Origin of the sequence: Psychromonas arctica (genome assembly GCF_038155225.1) — a bacterium.
Lineage (GTDB): Bacteria > Pseudomonadota > Gammaproteobacteria > Enterobacterales > Psychromonadaceae > Psychromonas > Psychromonas arctica_B.
In genome coordinates this window covers 36,780-56,839 of the sequence record NZ_JBAKBA010000028.1, presented here as the reverse complement: position 1 = coordinate 56,839, position 20,060 = coordinate 36,780, and the positions used below count along the sequence as shown (strand labels likewise).

The following is a 20,060-nucleotide window of genomic DNA, read 5'->3' as shown; positions in this document are numbered from 1 at the left end:
GTTAGGGGTGATTTTAACCAGCAAGAATGATCACCTTATTAATTCTTTTGGTATTCTCATTAACTTCCCTATCATAAGGAAGTTAATGAGAATAAAGAGAGGTAACCTGCTGTTAAAGAAGTCCAATACCAGCAGAAAATTTAAATAAGTAACTTAGCGATAGAGAGCCTAGTCAGTTAATAACACGATTAAGTTATGCTCTTATAATTTAAATCCAAGACGTTACATAGATAGCGTTATATAAATAACATTAAGCATTTATAACATTAAGCCTACCGCTAGTGTTTGGGCAATAAACATCGCACTCGTTAAAGAACGAAATCCCAACACATCATTTTCAACAATCTCGAAACAGATATCTGCTTTTCGACCATATTCACTCATTTGGTGGTCAGTAATAGCGACAATTTTAGCGCCAACTTTATCAGCTCGTTCGATGGCGGAAATAGATTCCTGCGCATGCGGTTTAAAAGTCGTGATCAATAGTAGATCACTGTCTTTCATCTGTTTTAGCATCGGCGAACTCATACCACCCGACCCATCTAACAGCACGACATTTAAATCTTCTTTTATTAGCATATACGAAAGATAACTAGCAACAGGGTACGCTCGACGGACACCTTGCACATAAATAGTTCTGGCGTTTGCAAGCAACTTGATTGCATCTTCTAGCTTAGAAGGCGAGATCCCCACCAAGATATCTTCCATGGCTTTAATATTTGAGTCACCTAAACTTTCAAATATGCCTTGAATAGAATCAACTTGCTCTGAGCCTTCTTGCTTGGCTCTTTTAATACGTTCTTTATAATCACGCGGCTTATGGAAATATTGATCACTGAACAATAACTGCATTTTACTAAAGCCATCAAAGCCAAACGTATTAGCAAAACGACTTAAAGTAGAGATTGGGACACCAGCTTTAACTGAAATGACAGACATTGTTTCAAAAGCAACTACCATCGGCTCTTCACTAATAAAATCTGCAACCTGTTTAAGACGATTACTTAAACTGTCATAGCGTTCAGCGAGGATATCTTTAAATGCATCTAATGTGGTGGCAACTTCAATTTTCTTTGGCATTTTTTACTCTCAAAAAAACACCTAAGTGAATCCTTAGGTGTTATCGTATGAAGAATATCTAATTAAGTAGTCTAGGACAATAATTTAAAGCATCGAATCGCTTCTTCTCTGACATGAGGCATCGCTTTCTTCATAAAATAAAGACGATCAAACTTTGCTGTTTCAGCATTCATGTAATCACGTAAATTATGGCCCAATGCCTGCCTTAAAGAAGTACCAATATTAAATTTTGAGACTCTGGTTTTTTTCAACTTTAAAATATCTTCATCTCTTATGCCACTTGTGCCATGAATCACTAAAGGTTTAGACACTAATGCTTCCACTTTTTTTAATAATTCAAAGTCAATAACACTGGTTGGCTCGGTTAAACGATGTACATTACCAATAGACAGTGCAATACAATCTAAGTCACTTTGTTCTGCATATTGCTGAGCTTCAGAAGGACTAGTATCAATGGTTTTAATATGATCTCGGCCTTCTTGATAAGGTACTGAACCAATCTCCCCTTCAACACTCACACCACAAGCATGTGCGACTTCAGCGACTTTTTTAGTTCGTGCGATATTATCAGTAAGCGAAAGTTGAGAGCCATCAAACATCACCGAACTAAATCCCGCTTTAATCGCTTGATAAACAATGTGCTCTTCATAAGTATGATCTAGATGTAATACGACTTTTTGAGAGCTGTTTTTTGCTAGCTCACTAAACATTGTCGCAGCAATCACCGGTCCGTAGAAATCAATTACATCTTTATTGCATGCCAAAATAACTGGCTTATTCACTTCTTCAGCAGCATCAACAATTGCACGAGCATCCTCATAGCCAAAGATATTAAAACAAGGCACAGCATAATCACTGTTCGCAGCCTCGGGTAAAACATCATTTAAATTAACAAGCATAATAGAATCCTTTTATTTAAATTTATTAACCATATCTTTGATACCAGGGATCGTATGTACTTGATATTCATGGTGAGGGTCAAAATGCTGAACCAATGATTTAGACGTTTTACCGACAATAATAGTGAAGTAATACATTTCATATCCAGGGGCAGCAACGCTTGGGTGGTAACCTTTATCGATAGAAATAACACTGCCTGATTTAACGTGATACACCGGACCGCAATCATCTTCATGTTCATAAAGGAACTGCGCACCAAAACCTTGGCCGGGATTAAACTGGAATTGATACACTTCTTGGTAATTCGTTTCTAATTGACCACGGTCACAATCATGCTTATGCGCAGGGAAACCAGACCATCCACCAGCACCAACCGTAAATAATTCACTCACGAGTAAACGACCACGTTTATCAACATTAGCCTGTCCTAATACGTGCTTTATTTTTCGATGCGTTTTTGTATCGTCTGAACCGTACTGTAATTTATCAACCGTCGTTATAGCAAAAGGTTCAAGCACTTCATCGTAAAGGCCACCAGCAATCATCACCGTTGCTTCTTCACTATCACAGGTAATCTCAGCGGTCATACCAACAGGGACATAAACAGACTCAGGATCTCCTTCCCAAATGCTAGCGCGTTTACCAATACTAGGAAAAGCTTGATCGCCAACAACGATAGAACACGTTCCTCCTCCTAAAACGATGACACTTTCATAACCTGTCACTTGATGTGTAAATTTTTCGCCTTGCTTTAACTTCACAGGATTAAAAAAACATAAAGGCGTCGTATCATCATTTACGTCAATAATTGGTTGGTTCTTATTGTCAAAAGGTGCGATGTGCTTTCCCATAGTAATATCCTAATTAGTTTAAATTGTGAGTGAATTTGATTTGTATTCGCGCCTTAACGCGATGCTTGTTCGAATCTTGCAATAAAGCTTTCTAGCTCTTCTTTGGTTGGCATTGCTTCAGTACAACTAGTACCACTAACATTGATCGCAGCAGCCGCTGAGCCATTACTGACGCCCTGCTCTAATGTTCCACCGTGCGTTAATGTCCAAATAAGTGCACCGGCAAAAGAGTCACCTGAGCCAAACGGTTTTTTCGCTTCAACTCTGTAAATACCCTGTTCGAATTGATGTCCATCTTTGCAATAAACACGGGAGCCTAACTCCCCTGCTTTAATAATCACGATTTGTGAATTACCGGTTAGAAAACGTTGTGCAGTTTGACCGTCATCGGTATTACCCGGTGCAACCACGGTTTCCATCATGTCGAATTCTTCACGATTACCAATCACGATGTCCGATAAATTTGCGGCAATACCGTAATAAATAGAGGCATCAACATCAGTGCGCCAAGTCTTGGGACGGTAATCAACATCGAGCACCACGACCGTACCAACGCTGCGTGCATACTGCATCGCAAGTAATGTTGCTTCTCTACTTGGACTGGCAGATAACGCGGTCCCTGTTACAATTAAGGTTTTGCTTTTTTTAATATATTCAGGGTCAATTTGCTCTGTTTTTAACATTAAATCAGACGCATTATTACGATAAATTAAAACGTCACAATCACTAGGCTTCATCTCAGTAAAAGCGACTGACGTACGAGAACCACTACTATCAATCATCATGCCATCGAGGTTAATACCTTGTTTTTCTAGGTAACCTTGTACATAACGACCAAATGAATCATCTGCAACGCAGCTAATAAAACCGACTTTTGCACCCAGTTTATTGATTGCAACTGCGATATTAGCGGCAGAGCCACCTACGTATTTATCAAAACCTGTAATATCAGCAATATCGGTATTCGCTTCACGCGCATACAAATCAACACCTGCTCGGCCCAAAACAATTGCGTCTAATGCTCTATCTTGTAAAAAATTCACTTGTGCCATTATTTGTTCCTTAATCTTTATAGTTAACCCATTGCGAGCCATTGTCTGCGGATTCAACGCACTTCTCGCACAATCGAGTTCCTTCAATCCCTGCTTCGACACCTGGTAACCAAATAGCCGCTAATGCTGTTTGGTCATTACGCTCTGCGGCATCAAAAGCATGTGCAAAACGAGCATATAAATTAGCCCAAGATTCAAAATAACCTTCAGCATGACCTCCGCCAACTCGGTTACAGGAAACACCTTGATCATCTTGATATAAATACCCCATACCACGATCTAAAATACGCGGTGCTTCGCCTTGTACTTCATAGCGAAGTTGATTTGGAAATTCATCCCACCATTCAATTGATGCTTTAGAGCCCACCACACGAATTTTTTGCTGATGCATTGACCCCGAATTGACCGCTGACGCCCATAATGTTCCAACGGCACCGCCTTTAAACTTCAGCATCACATGTGCGTTATCTTCTAATGGAGCACGTGACTCAATAAAGCTTTGGCGCATACAACATAAGCTTTCAACTTCCATCTCAGTGATCATTTCACACAGATAAAAAGCATGGGTACCGATGTCGCCAATCACATAAGTTGGGCCAGAAGCGGCAGGCGTAACACGCCACTTTAAACTCGGATCATCTTTTTCATATTCTTCATTGTGGAAACCATGAGCAAACTGCGCATTCACAATACGGATATCACCAAGATCGCCACGGCGTACCATTTCACGCGCTTGATGGACCATAGGAAAACCTGAATAACCGTACATCACACCAATCAGACGATTCTTCTCTTTAGCAAGTGCTTGTAATTGATAAGCTTCAGCAGTAGTAAAAGTTAATGGCTTTTCACAAACCACATGTAACTCAGCTTCTAATGCGGCTTTACAAATTTCAAAGTGAGTACTGTTAGGTGTTGCAATTGAGACTGCTTGAATACCATCTTCGCGCAGTTTCTCTTGAGCAAACATCTCTTTATAAGTGGAATAAGATCGCTCTTCATCGATGCCTAAGTTCACTGCAAAATCTCGACCGCGCTCGGCATCAAGATCAAATGCCCCCGCAACTAGCTTAAATAAACCGTCACGCAATGCAGCGTTTCTATGAGAATAACCAATTTGACTCCCGCGGCCACCGCCGACCATAGCCCAACGAATAGGCTGTTTTAAATGACTTTCTTCATTAAACATTCTGTTCTCACATCGACTAAATGGTAAGAAGTTAATGACTAACTCCTTACTAGAAACACCACACTCAATTCATTACAGACCAAACTTCTCTGCATAACCTGAGATATTTTTATAAGCCGTTTTAGCGAATGCTAATGGATTGGCTTTTGCAGGGTCTTGCTCAGCTTCCACTAATAACCAACCTTCATAATCACGTGCTTTTAACGCAGTGAACACATCATCATAATTAACGTCACCTGTACCAGGTACAGTGAATACACCGTCTAATACGGCATTTAAGAATGATTTATCAGCGGCGCGTGATGCTTCCATCACTTCTAAACGCAGATCTTTAAAGTGCATATGGCCGATACGATCACCCCAGCGATTAATAATATTCACAGGGTTACCGCCACCATAAGTGATATGGCCAGTATCTAGTGTTAAAAATACTGAAGGTCCAGTGACTTCCATTAATGTATCGATGTCAGTTTCTGTTTCACAAATGGTGCCAACATGATGATGGAATGAAAGTTTGATACCGTGTTCATTTAATAAGTGGTCGGCAACAACAGTGATTTTTCTACCGTATTCAGCCCATTGATCTGCGTTTAAAATGACACGCTTAGAAACAGGAATAGCAATATCTCCATGTACAGAGTTGCTAACTTCGCCATATACCATGGCTTTACACCCTGCAGCTTTCAATAATGTAATGTGTGTTTGCATCGCTGCAATTTCTTGCTCTGCGGTATTGGTCATTAAGTTGCCACTGAACCAGCCCGACGCTAATACTAATCCGTGACTTTTAAGTAAAGGAACTAATACTTCAGGCTCTCTTGGGTATTTAGTGCCCAATTCTGTCCCTGTAAAACCTGCTTCAGCCATTTCACTTAGACACGTTTCTAGCGGGATATCCCCTCCTAGTTCTGGCATGTCATCATTGGTCCAAGTTAACGGGCTAATACCATATTGAACTTTACTCATACTTATCTCCGGATTAATTGTAATTATGAATTTAATTTAACGTGCAAGCTTTAAATCCTAATGAGTATTGACTTGCCGCCAGACAAATCGAATATACGCCAAACAAATCACAATGAAAATATTTTTTCATTGATAATTGGCGCTTTATCAATGTTTTTTGAAAAAAATTTATTGACCCTCTATTTTAAGATCTAACAAAAAAGCTTACCAAAAAATCAATATAAAATTAAATAATTAAAAAACAACAACTTAAGTAAACAGCAAGAGATTGAACACATCCTTCGTGACAAGGTTAACGTTTCAATAAAAATAAATAGTAAAGAAATAGCAGTTTCATAAAATAAACAATATCATCAAGCTAAGCATTAAAATGGAAAATATTTTTCTAATTTTATTTTTGTTTTAACATTTATAAAGAAACGTTATTTTTATCTTTTGAAGATCATAAATGTCCATCTTATTTGCGCTTCTCAGCTAGTTAATATGGACAAAATTAAGTGTCTACATCGTCAATAAACAACTCCCTACGTAGGAGAAAATTGAAAAGTGGATTAACTTAAAACACGAATGAAAAATTGACTGAGCATTGACACTTTAAGGAAAACAGTATGTTTAATATTGCATTATTTGGAGTTGGAAGAATTGGCCGAATTCATGGACAAAATATCCATGACCATACACAAACAAACGTGTATTCAGTTATTGACCCTTATATTGAGGGACGTGAAGAGTTATCAGAAAAATATGATGCCAAAATTCAAACTACCGAAGAAGCGATGGCCGATCCAAATGTACATGCCGTATGTATATGCTCTGCAACGGATACCCACGTTAACCTTATTGAATTAGCAGCCCAACACGGCAAAGCAATTTTCTGTGAAAAACCAATCGACCTTGATTTAACTAAGGTTCGAGATTGCTTAAAAATAGTCGAAAAAAATAAATCTATTCTATTTATTGGTTTTAATCGCCGTTATGACGCGCACTTTAACGAGTTAAAAGCACGTTTAAATGATAAAGCCATTGGGCAAATTGAATCATTAATCATAACTTCTCGTGATCCTGCCGCACCACCTGCTGAATATGCAAAGACATCAGGTGGAATGTACAGAGACATGACAATTCATGACTTTGATATGGTGCGTTATTTAATGAATGCTGAGCCAACAAGTATCAAAGCATACGGCAGTTGCATGATCGATCCTGAGATAGGCAAAGCGGGTGATATTGATACATCAGTGATTGTTTTAACGTTTGAATCTGGCGCGATTGCAACCATCAATAATAGTCGACGTTCAGGTTACGGGTACGATCAACGAATCGAAGTGCATGGCAGTAACGGCATGTTATCCGCAGGCAATATTACTGAAAATTCAGTGAAACAATTTGGTAACCAAGGGGCAGTAGAAGCGAACCCTGAGTATTTCTTTTTACAACGTTACGCTGGTGCATACAAAAATGAATGGAATCACTTTGTTGAAGTATTAGGTGGCGCTGAATCTTTATCTCCCGGTATTGATGGTGAAAGAGCATTAGCATTAGCGGATGCCGCTTTAGCCTCATTAACCACTAATAAAACAGTGACATTATAGCCTTACAACTATTTAGCTTTATTAACATAGCCTTAAGAAGATAAACATTATGCTTATTTTCTTATATAAATTAAAAAGATAACTTGAATTCAAGTTAAGTAATTTTGGTGATTTTATGAAATTTGCATTACACGGCATGTGCTCTCTATATAACAACGTTGTAAGCGATATTCGCCTTGCAGAAGAAACGGGCTATCAAGGCCTAGAGATCCATACTGAAAAGTTATGGCGATATATTAATGCAGGCTTAACCAGTCAAGATTTAAAAAGAAGACTTGATAATGCCGGTATTAAACCTTCAGCAATTGATATCGTTGGTTGTGTTGAAGCAGCAGATAAAGCGACTCAACAAGATGTGTTTAAACAAGTTGAAACCTTATGTAAATTTGCACATGAAATTGGTGCGCCAACCATTCAACTTAACTCATTTGAAGCGCTTAATGGTTTATCAGTGGAAGATAATATTAAAATCACTGCACAAAACATTGCACATATAGCCGATATCGGTAAAGACCATAATATTCGCTTTCAATTCGAAGGTGCAGCTTGGACGCCAATTGCGCAATTAGATGACTACTTCAGATTACATGATGCTGTTGGTCGCGATAACTTTGGCTTTGTTTTAGATACCTGGCACTTATGGTCTTGCCGAGGTGCAACATTAGAGCAAGTAGCTAAAGTCGATAAAGAACTCATTTATAACGTGCATATTTCAGATGGATTACGACCAAGTGAGAACCAACCTTGGGTTGACGAAAAAGAGTTACGTGGTTACCTCATAGGAGAAGGCGAAGTTCCACTACAAGAGTGGATTGATGCGATTCAATCAACGGGTTATGACGGCTTCTACTCTGGTGAGTTTTTAAATGATCAACTGTGGGAAGGCGACCATTATGAAACCGCAGAAAAGATGTTAAAAGGCATGCAAAAACTGGTTAAATAAACCAAGCGAATCACGTTACCTAAACGAATAAATAAGTACCTTTCCCTGTTGGCTTCATTGTCGTTCTAAACGACCTTGGAGCCTTTTTTATTAGCAAAATAAAATCTCTAATTTAATACTTATGACTGTTATGTTGAAAAAGGCAAAAACAAGACTTACCCCATTTTTTTAAGGTCAAAAGCGGATTAACCACGAAGACACGAAGGGTGAAGAAGGTTAAGTATTTAACTTAAAGTTATTTTAAGTCGTTATTAGTAGAGTATAACGATTGATTAAAATTTGTAGGTGTCCAGCGCTTTCTTCTTTTCGCTACTTACTTGTGATTATGAGTCGATAACGACACTTGAAATTGGGGAGACTGAGCATAACCACTACCTCTTAGCATATAAAAGCGACATAACTAAACGATAGAAGAGTAATTATGAGTCGTCAAAGTTTATGGGTGTCCGGTACTTTGGTACTTTTAGATGATTATTATCCTAAATTCGATGGTTAGAGATGGCGTCATGTGGGATCCTAAAATGAATACAAATTAGGATTTGACACTATAGTCACTTGTTAGCAACCTACTCCATGACATCTGCAATAGATTCGTATAGTGCCACCCTTTTTGAATCATCCATTTCAGCTAGTAATAGTTTTGCATCTGATTCAGTAACCCAGCCTATTGCTTTTCTTGCACTTTGAGAGTTTCCAGAACCATAATCTCGCCACCCAGCTACCTTATACGTTCTAAGTTTAACGAGTGAATCATTGAAACCTAGAGTGTAATTCTGAACAGGTTTGACGGGATTTTCACCAACTTTGTAGCCTTCGCTAGCTTTTTGCTTAATATTGAATGGAACACATCCTGTTTTTTTAGTGGAAACTGGAATTCTATTCTCTCTACTTGATTTTAACATACTCAATCCTTGATTTAACCGGGTTGCTAACGCCTCATTCAGAGGCTTAAAATTGTTGGCTAAATGTTGAAGAACGAAAAAAACCAACTGTTTTAAGTCCTTTGCAATGACTTGTATGGATAATAACCCCATAAATTAACAACGATTAAACCAAGTTCGGGTAAAGTGAGGCCCAAGCTTTGGCTGCAACCAAAGCCTTCTTATACAACAGTTCGATGAATGTCTGGCTCCTCATTTGAGAGACCGATAACAAGAATGAACGTTGTATAGGACTCCAAGCATTAAACTCGGATAGTCAACTGGGCCTCGAGCCCGAATAGCAAGGCGGAGTCAGCTTATTATGAATAGCATAAACAATCAAAAAGAAATCACTGTCGGGGTCGATACAGGTAAAGCTCAACTCGATATATATGTCAGACCATTAGATATTTACTTCAACGTTACTAATGATGAAAAAGGCATTAAAGAAGCCATTAAAAAAATCAAATCTTACAAACCAACACGCATTGTAATCGAAGCAACAGGTAGATTAGAGCATGCGTTTATTATGGCCTGCTCACAAGCTGATTTACCATTTACAGTCGCGAACCCTGCTCATGTAAAAAAATTTGCAGGAGCAATTGGACGTAAAGCAAAAACAGACAAACTTGATGCACAGTTAATCGCGCATTATGGCGAAGCAATTAAACCTGCATTATCAACTTTGAAGCCTGAAAACATGCAGTTAATGAGTGATTTGTTATCTCGAAGAAGACAACTTATGACGATGCAAACCATGGAGAAGAACCGTCTTCAAATCATGCCAAAAGAGATATCGGGCATCATAAAACCCATTCTAACTGCGATTAAAAATCAGATAGAAAAGGTCGATAGTAAACTGAGTAAGCTTATTGAAAAATGCAGTGAATACAGAGCCAAAAACAGCATTCTTCAAAGCATGCCAGGCATCGGTAATGTGGTTGCTTTTAATCTCCTTAGTGACATGCCTGAGCTTGGTTATTTAACCAATAAAGAAGCAGCGTCCTTAATTGGTGTAGCCCCATTTAATAAAGAAAGTGGCAGCTATGAAGGTCAACGAAACATACGTGGTGGCCGCCATAAAATAAGAACCGTCATGTACATGGCAATGATGTCAGCAATGCAGTGTAATCCCGTATTCAAAAGTACATATCAACGATTAGTGGCGGCAGGAAAGCCAAAGAAAACAGCAATAATCGCCTGCGTTCGCAAAATGGTTATCATATTAAATTCGATGGTGAGAGATGGTGTCATGTGGGATCCTAAAATGAATTCAAATTAGGATTTGACACCATAGTCACTTGTTATGTGCTTTTTCTAATTATAACTAGTTTTTCTTTTACATTTTTTGAAGCAGTTTTTAATGAATCTTCAAGTTCTATTGAAACTAATATTGTTTGATTATTTGTTCTTTGACTGCATTCAATGTGTTTAATCTGTTCGCACATTAATAACTCTGTGACCTCGACAATGTTGTCAATACTACGGACTTCTTCGTCAGTACAAAACGTACATGCCCACTCTAGACTCGAAATTGACATATTTAATGATCGTTGCCAATTTCTTTTATGTAGCTCAAAATTATCAGCGAGTTTTTGTAAATCACTATGGGCAATCGTTCCACTTTTGATACGATTAGACCAAAGTGTTGATTGACTATAATCATAGAAATCTTCGATTAATTTATAATACGCTTTCTCTAAGGTAACAATAGATTCATATCGTTGAGAATGAGCAAATTGATCTTTCCAAGAGTTTAAAGCCATATAAGCAAGATAAGCGGCAAAAGCAGTAGCAAACCCGCCCATAACTGCACCAAATGCAGCTAATACATCGGTCCATTTCACTCCTACAAAGTAATCACCAAAAAATGTACAACCTAGTAAAAAACCTGCATTAGTCGTCGCAACTGTATACATTGCAACAACGGCTCCCCCTGTAATCTTCACATAAATCTCCAAGTAAAACACTGGCACATAACAGCTTATTATACAGAATCATTACGTATTTCCGGTGGAAATACGGAATACCTTAATTTGTTAAAATTGACTCAACAATACGCTGCTTAATGGTAAAAACAATAACTTAAAATAAAAAATAAAATCTTTGTCATGTGGATAAATAGAATGATTCTGTATTAACAACAGAAATACGGATTAGTTTTAAAAACGAGAGTGTTGGAAGGTGAAATAAGAATTCAGCAGCAATGTAAGGTTTTATCAAGGTAAAGGGTTAAGATCGTGATGATTTAATAAATGATATCCAAACCTGTCAAACCAGTTTGGATATCATTTATTCAAATAAGGTGAAAAAGCGAGTAAGTTAAATAGTCCCCGCTAATGAACCTTCTAATGTCGCTAATGTTGCACCACCAGCCATTAAATTTTGTAGCTCTTCAGAGGTTATTTCACCTTTTCGTGCTGAGCCTAATGTTCTACCACGGTTCAATACTGTAAAGGTGTCACCAACAGCCATTGCATGTCGTACGTTGTGAGTAATAAACACCACTGCAATGCCTCGCTTACGTACTTTATCAATCGTAGCGAGTACATTAGCTGTTTGACGTACACCTAATGCAGAAGTTGGTTCGTCCAAAATAAGTACTTTAGCACCGAAATATACAGCACGAGCAATCGCAACCGTTTGTCGCTCACCACCTGACAATGTACCAATGGCTTGGTCTGCTGAACGTAGATGGATGCCCATCTTTTTCATCTCTTTCATAGTAACTTCATTGGCTAATTTATGATCAAAAAAGCTAATGCCTGCGATTTTCTTTGTTGGTTCATTACCCATGAAAAAGTTACGTGCTACAGACATTAATGGGATCATCGCTAAATCTTGATACACCGTTGCAATACCTGCGGTAATCGCATCACGGGGGCAATCAAAATCCATTGATTTACCTTCAAAATATATTTCACCAACCGACGGTTTATGTACACCTGCCATGGTTTTGATAAATGTTGATTTACCTGCACCGTTATCACCTAATAAACATAAACATTCACCAGGCATTACTTTAAGTGAAACACCAGAGAGAGCAATAACAGAACCAAAATGCTTCTCTATCTTTTTCATTTCGATAATAGGTTCGCTCATGTTATTTCTCCCCTGTGATCATACGGCGAATATAAGTATTAAGTATTACTGCGAATAATAAGATGGCACCTAGGAATACTCTGAATAAAGAGCTTTCTACACCCGCAAAGAATAAACCTTGTTGTACAACACCGAAAATAATTGCACCTAATGCAGCACCGATAACTGAACCATAACCGCCGGTTAATAGCGCACCGCCGATAACCACTGAAATAATCGCTTCAAACTCTTTTAATAAACCACGGTCGGCCCCTGCAGAACCAAATTCAATCACCTGTGATGTAGCAAAAACACATGCACAGAAAGCAGTAAACATGAACATTAAGATCTTAACGCGGTTAACTGGCACACCAACATAAGTTGCAGCTTGTGCATTACCACCAGAAGCGAAGATCCAGTTACCAAATTTTGTTTTAGTGAGTAACCAGTGTCCAAATATAAGCAATACAACAGCCCATACCATTAACATTGGAATACCATCAACCACTGGTTGACCTTTTTTGAAACCACGTTCAAACGTTTCAATCCAACCGTTATCACCCAACCATTGGAATAAACCTGTAAATACTTTTCCGCCAAATACAGGCGCAAGCCAATCTCCTTCTGCTGCGTCTTTAATGCCGCCAACAATCGTTTTGTTAGTCGTAGAAATAGCCGCGAAAATAGTTAAACCACGAAGAATAAATAAGAAAGCTAAGGTGACGATGAAACTAGGTAATCCTGTTTTAATAACCAACCAACCACTTAATGCACCAATTCCCATGCATAAAATGAAAGTAGCGATAATAGCCATCCACATCGGTAAACCAAATACGACCGAGAGTAAGGCAATTGACATCCCACTAAACCCAATCATCGAACCGACAGATAAATCAAATTCACCTGCAATCATCAATAAACATGCACCGACGGCGATGATGATAAATTGTGAAGAAACGATAGACCAGTTCATCACACCAGAGGCAGAAAACATACCTGAGTCACTGGCGGTTAATAAAAAGAAAGTAAACACTAAGATTGTTCCACAAATACCGCCTAACTCAGGTCTGATTAGCGCTTGTCGAAAACTCGATCTTGTTTTAACTCGTTCATCCGGTTTATCGGTGCTTACTGGTGGGGTTGAAGTAGTTTCTGTCATCTTAGACCTCTAAATTTTAAAATTAAGAATATTGCTTGAGGTTAAAAGGCCGCCCCTAAAAGGGCGCCGGCCAAATTAATTAAAATAGTAGATTAAAGTTTAACGGTACTCTCCTGCATGTTTTTCAACGAGTTCTAAGCCTTCTTTAGTTACAAAGCCAGGTCCAGAGTTAATGTTATTACCTGGTAAAACACCAAATCGGTCGTAGTTCGCTAAGATAACGATAGGTAAGTAAGCTTGTAAGAAGGGTTGTTGATCGATAGCCCAGTTAATAACACCCGATTTAATACCCTTAACGATGTTTTCACCAAGGTCGAATGTACCGAAGTAGATATCACCTGCGTAGCCATTTTCTTGTAATGCTAAAAGTGTTGGACCAGCAGCTGTAGGACCTAACGTTAAGATTGCATCAACATCAGGATTCGCACTTAAATAAGCTAATACACGATTTTTAATTTCAGAAGGATCTTGTCCACTGTCTAACATAGAGTTACCAAGATCTACGCCTAGTCCGTCAGCAAAACCACGACAACGCTCACTCACTACAGCATTAGAAATAGCATGGTTAACACATACAAAAGATTTAACGCCATCTTTTTCAGCACGTTGACCTGCTGCAAAACCAGCATCGTACTCAGGTTGTCCTACGAACATCAATGCACCTACATCACGTGCTTGTTCAGGTGTACCTGAATTCATAATGATAACGTTAATGCCTTGGTCAACCGCACCTCTGATTGGCCCACTCAGTACATCAAAATCGGCAAGAGTTGTAATGATGCCATCTGGTTTAGAAGCCGCAGCTTGTTGTATTATACGAGCCATATCGGCTAGATCACCTGTTGGTGGGTTACGGTATTCAACGGTCACATCCATTTGTTTACCCGCTAATGCCAACCCATTTTTAACAGTATTCCACCAACTATCAGAATCTGGCGCATGGCTAATTAAGACATAACGTTCTGCAACAGCAGACATAGAAACCAATGGCGCAGCAATTGCCATCGAGAATATAGCCGCTGTTAATAATTTAAACTTCTTCATCAAATCTCTCCTTGATAGTACTTTTAGATTAGAAATAATCGCTTCTAATAATCTCTAGCACTGAGTGCTAAATTAATTATTAGAAGCCATTTTTCCTTTCGAATATAACTACTTTTTTCGTAAACTATTAATGGAATTAAACTTCAAATTAAAAGTGAAAAATTATTTCCAATTAAGAGTGGTTTTCATACTAATCTTTCAAATCTAGTTAAGCTATAGCTTAAAAGAAGCTTGTTATATAAATGTTAACCAAGTCGGATTTAAATGATGATTCTTATCAAAAAACCTTGTTTAGCCCCTAAAAACGAACAAAATACGACCATGCATTGATGTAAATCATCAAAAACGTCACAATTTATGAAATACATTAACAAGCTCACACTTTAAAAGGCTCTGATCACAAAGCACACCGAAATAGAAAAATATTTTCAAAATGAGAAGAGTAATCAAGATGGGATGATTTGTGTTATTACATTAATTAACAAATAGAAACGGTATTCGTAAGAATAAAAAGGTCTTATCCCCCTTAAATAGGCTCCTAAGGTGGGGTTCAATAGCAGTTGAAAAGGACGGAACATTTGCAGTCTTGTTATTGAGTAAAATGAGATAAGAGCAATAAAAAGCGCAAGTAGTATAATATTGATGAAATAAACTACCGATAACATAAAGAAAAGTAATAATAGAATGGCTTAAAACGGTTTTTAATGAAAATAAGGGCGAATTAAAACAGACATTAGTTGAAGCAGAATTAATCGAATAAGGATTTAATCAAATAAGGTCTAATTAAAGTAGGCTAGAACTGAAGTAAGCTCTAATCAAAATAAAGCATATCCACCATCCCAAAATAATTTACACCCAGATAGAAATAAAAAGAGATAACACAAACGATATACCAAGGCTTGGCTCGCTCGATGCAATAACCAAACGCCTATTTTTACCCCAATCGGTGCTAATGGCATTAATACTAGTGACGTCATCAAATTAGTATGATCAAACTCACCCAATAAAGTATAAGGAATGAGTTTAAACAAGTTAACAATAGCAAATAACACCGCCATGCTGGCAATGAGTACTATTTTATCAAGCTTTAGTGGCAGTAAGTAAATACTCGCAGGTCCGCCACCAGCATGTAATGCCGTGCTAGAAAATCCGCTCATCATGCTCCAAAACCAAGCACGAATAATACCGTCTTTACTCTTGTTAGGGCTTCCCATGAGAAAATACTGTAAGCAAAATGCTAATGATAAACCGCCAATGGCTAACTTTAAGCCAGACTCTGATATCACACTCAAAAATAAGCCGGCTAATGCCACACCCACAATTGCCCCCGGTAACATGCGTGTTAATATTTTACGGTTAGCATTACGGTAATGTTGTTTAACGGCAAAAAAATCCATAACACATAAGATAGGTAATAAAATGGCAGCAGCTTGTGTTGGTTTAATACTCATCGCCATTAAAGGAACGGCAATAATACCTAATGCGCCCCCTAAGCCACCTTTACCTATGCCATAGATGAAAACAGCAGGAATAGCGGTTGCATAAAACCAAGGATCGGAAACAATCATCATAATGAAAACCTGTTTTAAACTTGAAGAATAAGACTGAAAAGGTACAAAAAAGCAGGCCTCAATAATGTTTTATTAGAGACCTGCAATGGGGATGATATGTTCTTTTTACTTTAAGCTATGAGCCTATTCTGTTTTATAATAGCTACATAGTTGGCATCGTAAAGCTGCTTCCATGTTCTTCTAAACGAACACTAGCAGGCCAGCGACTAGTGACCGTTTTCATTCGAGTATAAAAACGTACACCATCACTGCCATGCACATTTAATGGACCAAATATTGAGCGCTTCCATCCCCCAAAACTATGAAAAGCCATGGGTACTGGGATCGGTACATTCACTCCCACCATGCCAGCTAAAACATTCTCACTAAATTCGCGTGCAGTTTCACCGTCGCGAGTAAAAATAGCCGTACCATTGCCATATTCATTTCGGTTAATTAACTCAAGAGCGGTTTGGTAGTTTGGTACTCTCACAATGGCTAAGACAGGACCGAAAATTTCTTCTTGATAAATAGTCATCTCAGGCGAGACATTGTCAAATAATGTAGGACCGACGAAGTACCCTGCTTCATATCCATCAATTGTTAATGAACGACCATCGACTAACAATGAAGCACCTTGGCTTTCACCTTCACTAATAAAACCACAAATTTTAGCTCTATGCTGTGCAGTAATAACAGGCCCCATATCGTTTTCTATGCCATCCACAATCCCTGGCCCAACTCGCATTGCTTGTATTTGTGTTTTTAGTTTACCAATAAGTTGATCAGCGGTTTCATCGCCCACAGCCACGACGACGGATAACGCCATACAACGCTCTCCAGCCGACCCATAAGCTGCGCCCATGATAGCATTCGTCGCCATATCAAGATCGGCATCTGGCATTAACAAACAATGATTTTTAGCGCCACCTAATGCTTGGCAACGCTTTCCATGCGTAGAGGCGGTGCTATAAATATATTCAGCAATGGGTGTTGAGCCAACAAAACTAACCGCTTGTACACGATGGTCTGTTAGTAGTACATCAACCGCTTGTTTATCACCATTAACCACATTAAACACACCATCAGGTAACCCTGCCTCTTTGAGCATAGCGGCTAGTTGTAATGCTAAAGAAGGATCTTTCTCAGAAGGTTTAAGCACAAAGGTATTGCCCGTCGCAATCGCCACAGGGAACATCCACATTGGCACCATCGCAGGGAAGTTAAAAGGTGTTATACCAACACAAACCCCTAGCGGTTGCATCAATGAATGACTGTCGACACCTGTTCCTACATTCGCTGAATGTTCACCTTTTTGAAGATGAGGAATACCACAAGCATATTCAACGACTTCTAACCCACGTGTAATTTCACCAATCGCATCTGAGAAAACTTTACCGTGCTCGTTAGAAATCAAACGCGCTAATGCATCTTTATTCGCTTCTAATAAGGCTTTAAAAGCAAACATCACACGCGATCGTTTTAAGGGAGACGTTTTTGCCCAACGAGGAAAAGCCAGCTCTGCAGATGTAATAGCTGCTGCTGTTTCTAATTCATCACTCAACACGACTTGGCCTGTTTGCTCGCCTGTTGCAGGGTTAAATATCGGACTAAAGCGTTGGCTATTGCTTGTAGTGATTTGACCATTAATAAAATTTTGAACCGTTTCCATGACTTACTTCCTTAAAAACTAATGATGGAGAATATGGGTAGATCTAACTCAGTAATGTTTATCTGTTATTTATTTCACTGCTATTAACTTCTCTGCTATCAAGCTACGTTGCTGCCAAGCTCTGATAATGGTGCAGTAATTACTTTTAATTTGTTGAATTAGCATGTCATCATCAATTTGATTGGCTAACCATTCACGCGATGGTTCAGAAAATATGGTTCTCCCTACCGCAAAACCTTTCACCCACTTACACGTAGAAGCAACATTAAAGCCTTCTTTTAATTGCGCTGCTGGTGCATCTAACCCCAGTAATACAACACCACGACAGTGCGGATCATTGGCTTCAATTAAAGCACTCACTTGCGCCCACGAAATGCGATTTAATGGCGGTAACTTCCACCAATCTGGCTTGATATTCAAACTATAGAAACGCGCGACTAATTGAACGTAATGCACATCACTATGAGGAAGATCTTTTGGTAAAATAACTTCTAACAACAATTCATGCCCAGATAAACAACACGCTTCGTACACTTCTTTAATGGTTTTTTCTTGTGTTGCTTGCATTTCTGACGTGTCATCTGGATGGCAAAAAATCAAGCATTTAACAATATGCTCTAATGGCCAAGTCACTAATTGTGAACCAATATTGCCATGCTCTAACGTTAAAGGACGAGAACCCGGTTGTTCTATTGGGCGAGCAATCCAACAATCACTGCCAGTCGCTTCATTAAGCACTGATTGTCCGAAACGGCTATCGCATAATATGCCCGTTTTCCCCGTTAAACTAAGATCTTCAGAGACAGCTCGGCTTGCTTTAAAAATTAATTCTTTTAATACTGGAATTCGTCCAAGATCCGCACCAAACTCCTCGGCCATATCTACTAACTGGCTTCGGTGATCAAACGCTAATACACACAGTTCATCCCACTTTTTTCTACGAGTCGTAACACGATGTAGATGATTTAATTCAGGATCTAAATCTGGACGAGGCACTTGATCAGCTCGGCTTAAGTAATTGTCTAACTCTTCTTTTGATGGCATAGCAGGTGCACAACCATGACGAGAGACAACTAAAGCACCACATGCATTTGCGTAGGTACAGGATTTTTCCCAACCTTCGTCGTTCAAATAACCACGTAATAATCCAGACATAAAAGCATCACCTGCCCCAAGTACATTTAAAACATCAACGCGTACACCTTCAATGGTTATCCCTTCATCAAGTGAGTTAGGGATGCTTTCGGAGAAAACAGAACACCCTAATGGGCCACGTTTGCACACCAATTCAGCTTGGCTCACTGATCGAACGTTACTCAGTGCTGTTAATGTATTAGTTGAACCACCCGCAATATGAAACTCTTCCTCAGTTCCCACGACCAAATCAAATAAATGCAGCACCTCTTGAAGCTGTTGAGTGACTAAATCTGAGGCAATGAAACGTGTTTCGCCATCGCCTAATGAGGTCAGCCCCCATAAAATAGGTCGATAATCGATATCTAATGCAGTCTTTACACCATGACGACGTGCATACTTCAAAGCTGTTAGTACCGCTTCTCTCGTTTGTGGGTTAGATAAGTGAGTGCCCGTTATCGCTAAACAACGTGCCGATGCAATGTATTCTTCATTCACATCATCAGCAGTGATCGCCATATCAGCACAATTCTCACGGTAAAAAATCAGTGGAAATGTTTCAGTGTCTTTAATACCTAATATCACTAATGCGGTTAATCGGTTTTTATCTTTGATCAGGTAGCGAGTATCAACACCAACCATCTCTAACTCTTCTTTTAAGAATCGCCCCATATGTTCATCACCCACACGCGCTAGCATTGAAGACCTCAAACCCTGGCGGGCAGTGCCGTAAGCGACATTACCTGATGAACCACCTAAATATTTTGAAAATGACCCCATATCTTCGAGTCGAGCACCAATCTGCTGACCATAAAAGTCAACGGCAACACGACCCATACAAATCAGGTCAAGTTTCTTTTTTTTAGCTTCCATCATGTTGTGCTCCATTATTTACGGCTCTTTTATTCGCTGGTGTATTGTTGGTAA

Annotated in this window: 17 protein-coding genes; 3 read left to right on the top strand and 14 right to left on the bottom strand. The window is 38.9% G+C overall.

Translation table 11 applies throughout. The features are described 5' to 3' along the window. Window positions 1-258 precede the first annotated feature (258 nt). From V6255_RS12345 to iolE, 6 genes are all read right to left on the bottom strand, one after another. On the bottom strand, window positions 259-1,080 hold the full coding sequence (locus V6255_RS12345; RefSeq protein ID WP_341628435.1) for a MurR/RpiR family transcriptional regulator: 822 nt from the start codon (window positions 1,078-1,080) through the stop codon (window positions 259-261). Between the two features lie 71 nt (window positions 1,081-1,151). Beyond that, window positions 1,152-1,979, bottom strand: coding sequence for a class II fructose-bisphosphate aldolase (locus tag V6255_RS12340; protein ID WP_025565739.1), 828 nt, complete (start codon window positions 1,977-1,979; stop codon window positions 1,152-1,154). Window positions 1,980-1,991: 12 nt separating this feature from the next. Continuing rightward, window positions 1,992-2,831, bottom strand: coding sequence for a 5-deoxy-glucuronate isomerase (locus V6255_RS12335; RefSeq protein ID WP_341628434.1), 840 nt, complete (start codon window positions 2,829-2,831; stop codon window positions 1,992-1,994). A 53-nt stretch (window positions 2,832-2,884) separates the two neighbouring features. Next, window positions 2,885-3,883, bottom strand: a complete 999-nt coding sequence (gene iolC / locus V6255_RS12330; RefSeq protein WP_341628433.1) for a 5-dehydro-2-deoxygluconokinase — start codon at window positions 3,881-3,883, stop codon at window positions 2,885-2,887. Between the two features lie 10 nt (window positions 3,884-3,893). Continuing rightward, window positions 3,894-5,072, bottom strand: a complete 1,179-nt coding sequence (locus tag V6255_RS12325; RefSeq protein ID WP_341628432.1) for a Gfo/Idh/MocA family oxidoreductase — start codon at window positions 5,070-5,072, stop codon at window positions 3,894-3,896. Between the two features lie 72 nt (window positions 5,073-5,144). Then, a complete protein-coding gene (gene iolE, locus V6255_RS12320; RefSeq protein WP_341628431.1) occupies window positions 5,145-6,038 on the bottom strand; it encodes a myo-inosose-2 dehydratase in 894 nt (297 codons plus the stop codon). Between the two features lie 608 nt (window positions 6,039-6,646). On the opposite strand from iolE, the gene iolG reads away from it, so the two are divergent. Together iolG and V6255_RS12310 are read left to right on the top strand one after the other, a co-directional pair. Then, window positions 6,647-7,630: an inositol 2-dehydrogenase gene (gene iolG, locus V6255_RS12315; protein ID WP_341628430.1), complete on the top strand. Its 984-nt coding sequence runs from the start codon at window positions 6,647-6,649 to the stop codon at window positions 7,628-7,630. Between the two features lie 115 nt (window positions 7,631-7,745). Next, the gene (locus V6255_RS12310) at window positions 7,746-8,573 is read left to right on the top strand and encodes a sugar phosphate isomerase/epimerase family protein (RefSeq protein WP_341628429.1); all 828 of its coding nucleotides are present in this window, start codon (window positions 7,746-7,748) and stop codon (window positions 8,571-8,573) included. Between the two features lie 566 nt (window positions 8,574-9,139). Here the strand turns inward: V6255_RS12310 and V6255_RS12305 are convergent. Continuing rightward, window positions 9,140-9,475 carry a hypothetical protein gene (locus tag V6255_RS12305; RefSeq protein WP_025565730.1) on the bottom strand — a complete coding sequence of 112 codons (336 nt, stop codon included), beginning with the start codon at window positions 9,473-9,475 and terminating at the stop codon, window positions 9,140-9,142. 340 nt (window positions 9,476-9,815) lie between these two features. Here V6255_RS12305 and V6255_RS12300 point away from each other — a divergent pair, with 340 nt between their 5' ends. After that, a complete protein-coding gene (locus tag V6255_RS12300) occupies window positions 9,816-10,775 on the top strand; it encodes an IS110 family transposase (protein WP_341628428.1) in 960 nt (319 codons plus the stop codon). A 22-nt stretch (window positions 10,776-10,797) separates the two neighbouring features. Here the strand turns inward: V6255_RS12300 and V6255_RS12295 are convergent, their stop codons facing one another. The 7 genes from V6255_RS12295 to V6255_RS12265 form a co-directional block, all read right to left on the bottom strand. Beyond that, complete coding sequence (locus V6255_RS12295) at window positions 10,798-11,442, bottom strand: hypothetical protein (RefSeq protein ID WP_341628427.1); 645 nt, start codon at window positions 11,440-11,442, stop codon at window positions 10,798-10,800. Between the two features lie 373 nt (window positions 11,443-11,815). Then, window positions 11,816-12,595 (bottom strand): ATP-binding cassette domain-containing protein, encoded by a 780-nt coding sequence (locus tag V6255_RS12290; RefSeq protein WP_341628426.1) that lies wholly within the window; start codon window positions 12,593-12,595, stop codon window positions 11,816-11,818. Window position 12,596: 1 nt separating this feature from the next. Then, window positions 12,597-13,733, bottom strand: coding sequence for an ABC transporter permease (locus tag V6255_RS12285; RefSeq protein WP_341628425.1), 1,137 nt, complete (start codon window positions 13,731-13,733; stop codon window positions 12,597-12,599). 99 nt (window positions 13,734-13,832) lie between these two features. Continuing rightward, window positions 13,833-14,777 (bottom strand): sugar ABC transporter substrate-binding protein, encoded by a 945-nt coding sequence (locus tag V6255_RS12280; protein WP_341628424.1) that lies wholly within the window; start codon window positions 14,775-14,777, stop codon window positions 13,833-13,835. Window positions 14,778-15,592: 815 nt separating this feature from the next. Next, window positions 15,593-16,348: a sulfite exporter TauE/SafE family protein gene (locus V6255_RS12275; RefSeq protein ID WP_341628423.1), complete on the bottom strand. Its 756-nt coding sequence runs from the start codon at window positions 16,346-16,348 to the stop codon at window positions 15,593-15,595. Window positions 16,349-16,490: 142 nt separating this feature from the next. Further along, on the bottom strand, window positions 16,491-17,999 hold the full coding sequence (locus tag V6255_RS12270; RefSeq protein WP_341628422.1) for a CoA-acylating methylmalonate-semialdehyde dehydrogenase: 1,509 nt from the start codon (window positions 17,997-17,999) through the stop codon (window positions 16,491-16,493). A gap of 69 nt (window positions 18,000-18,068) precedes the next feature. Next, window positions 18,069-20,009, bottom strand: a complete 1,941-nt coding sequence (locus tag V6255_RS12265; RefSeq protein WP_341628421.1) for a bifunctional 5-dehydro-2-deoxygluconokinase/5-dehydro-2-deoxyphosphogluconate aldolase — start codon at window positions 20,007-20,009, stop codon at window positions 18,069-18,071. Window positions 20,010-20,060: the final 51 nt, after the last annotated feature.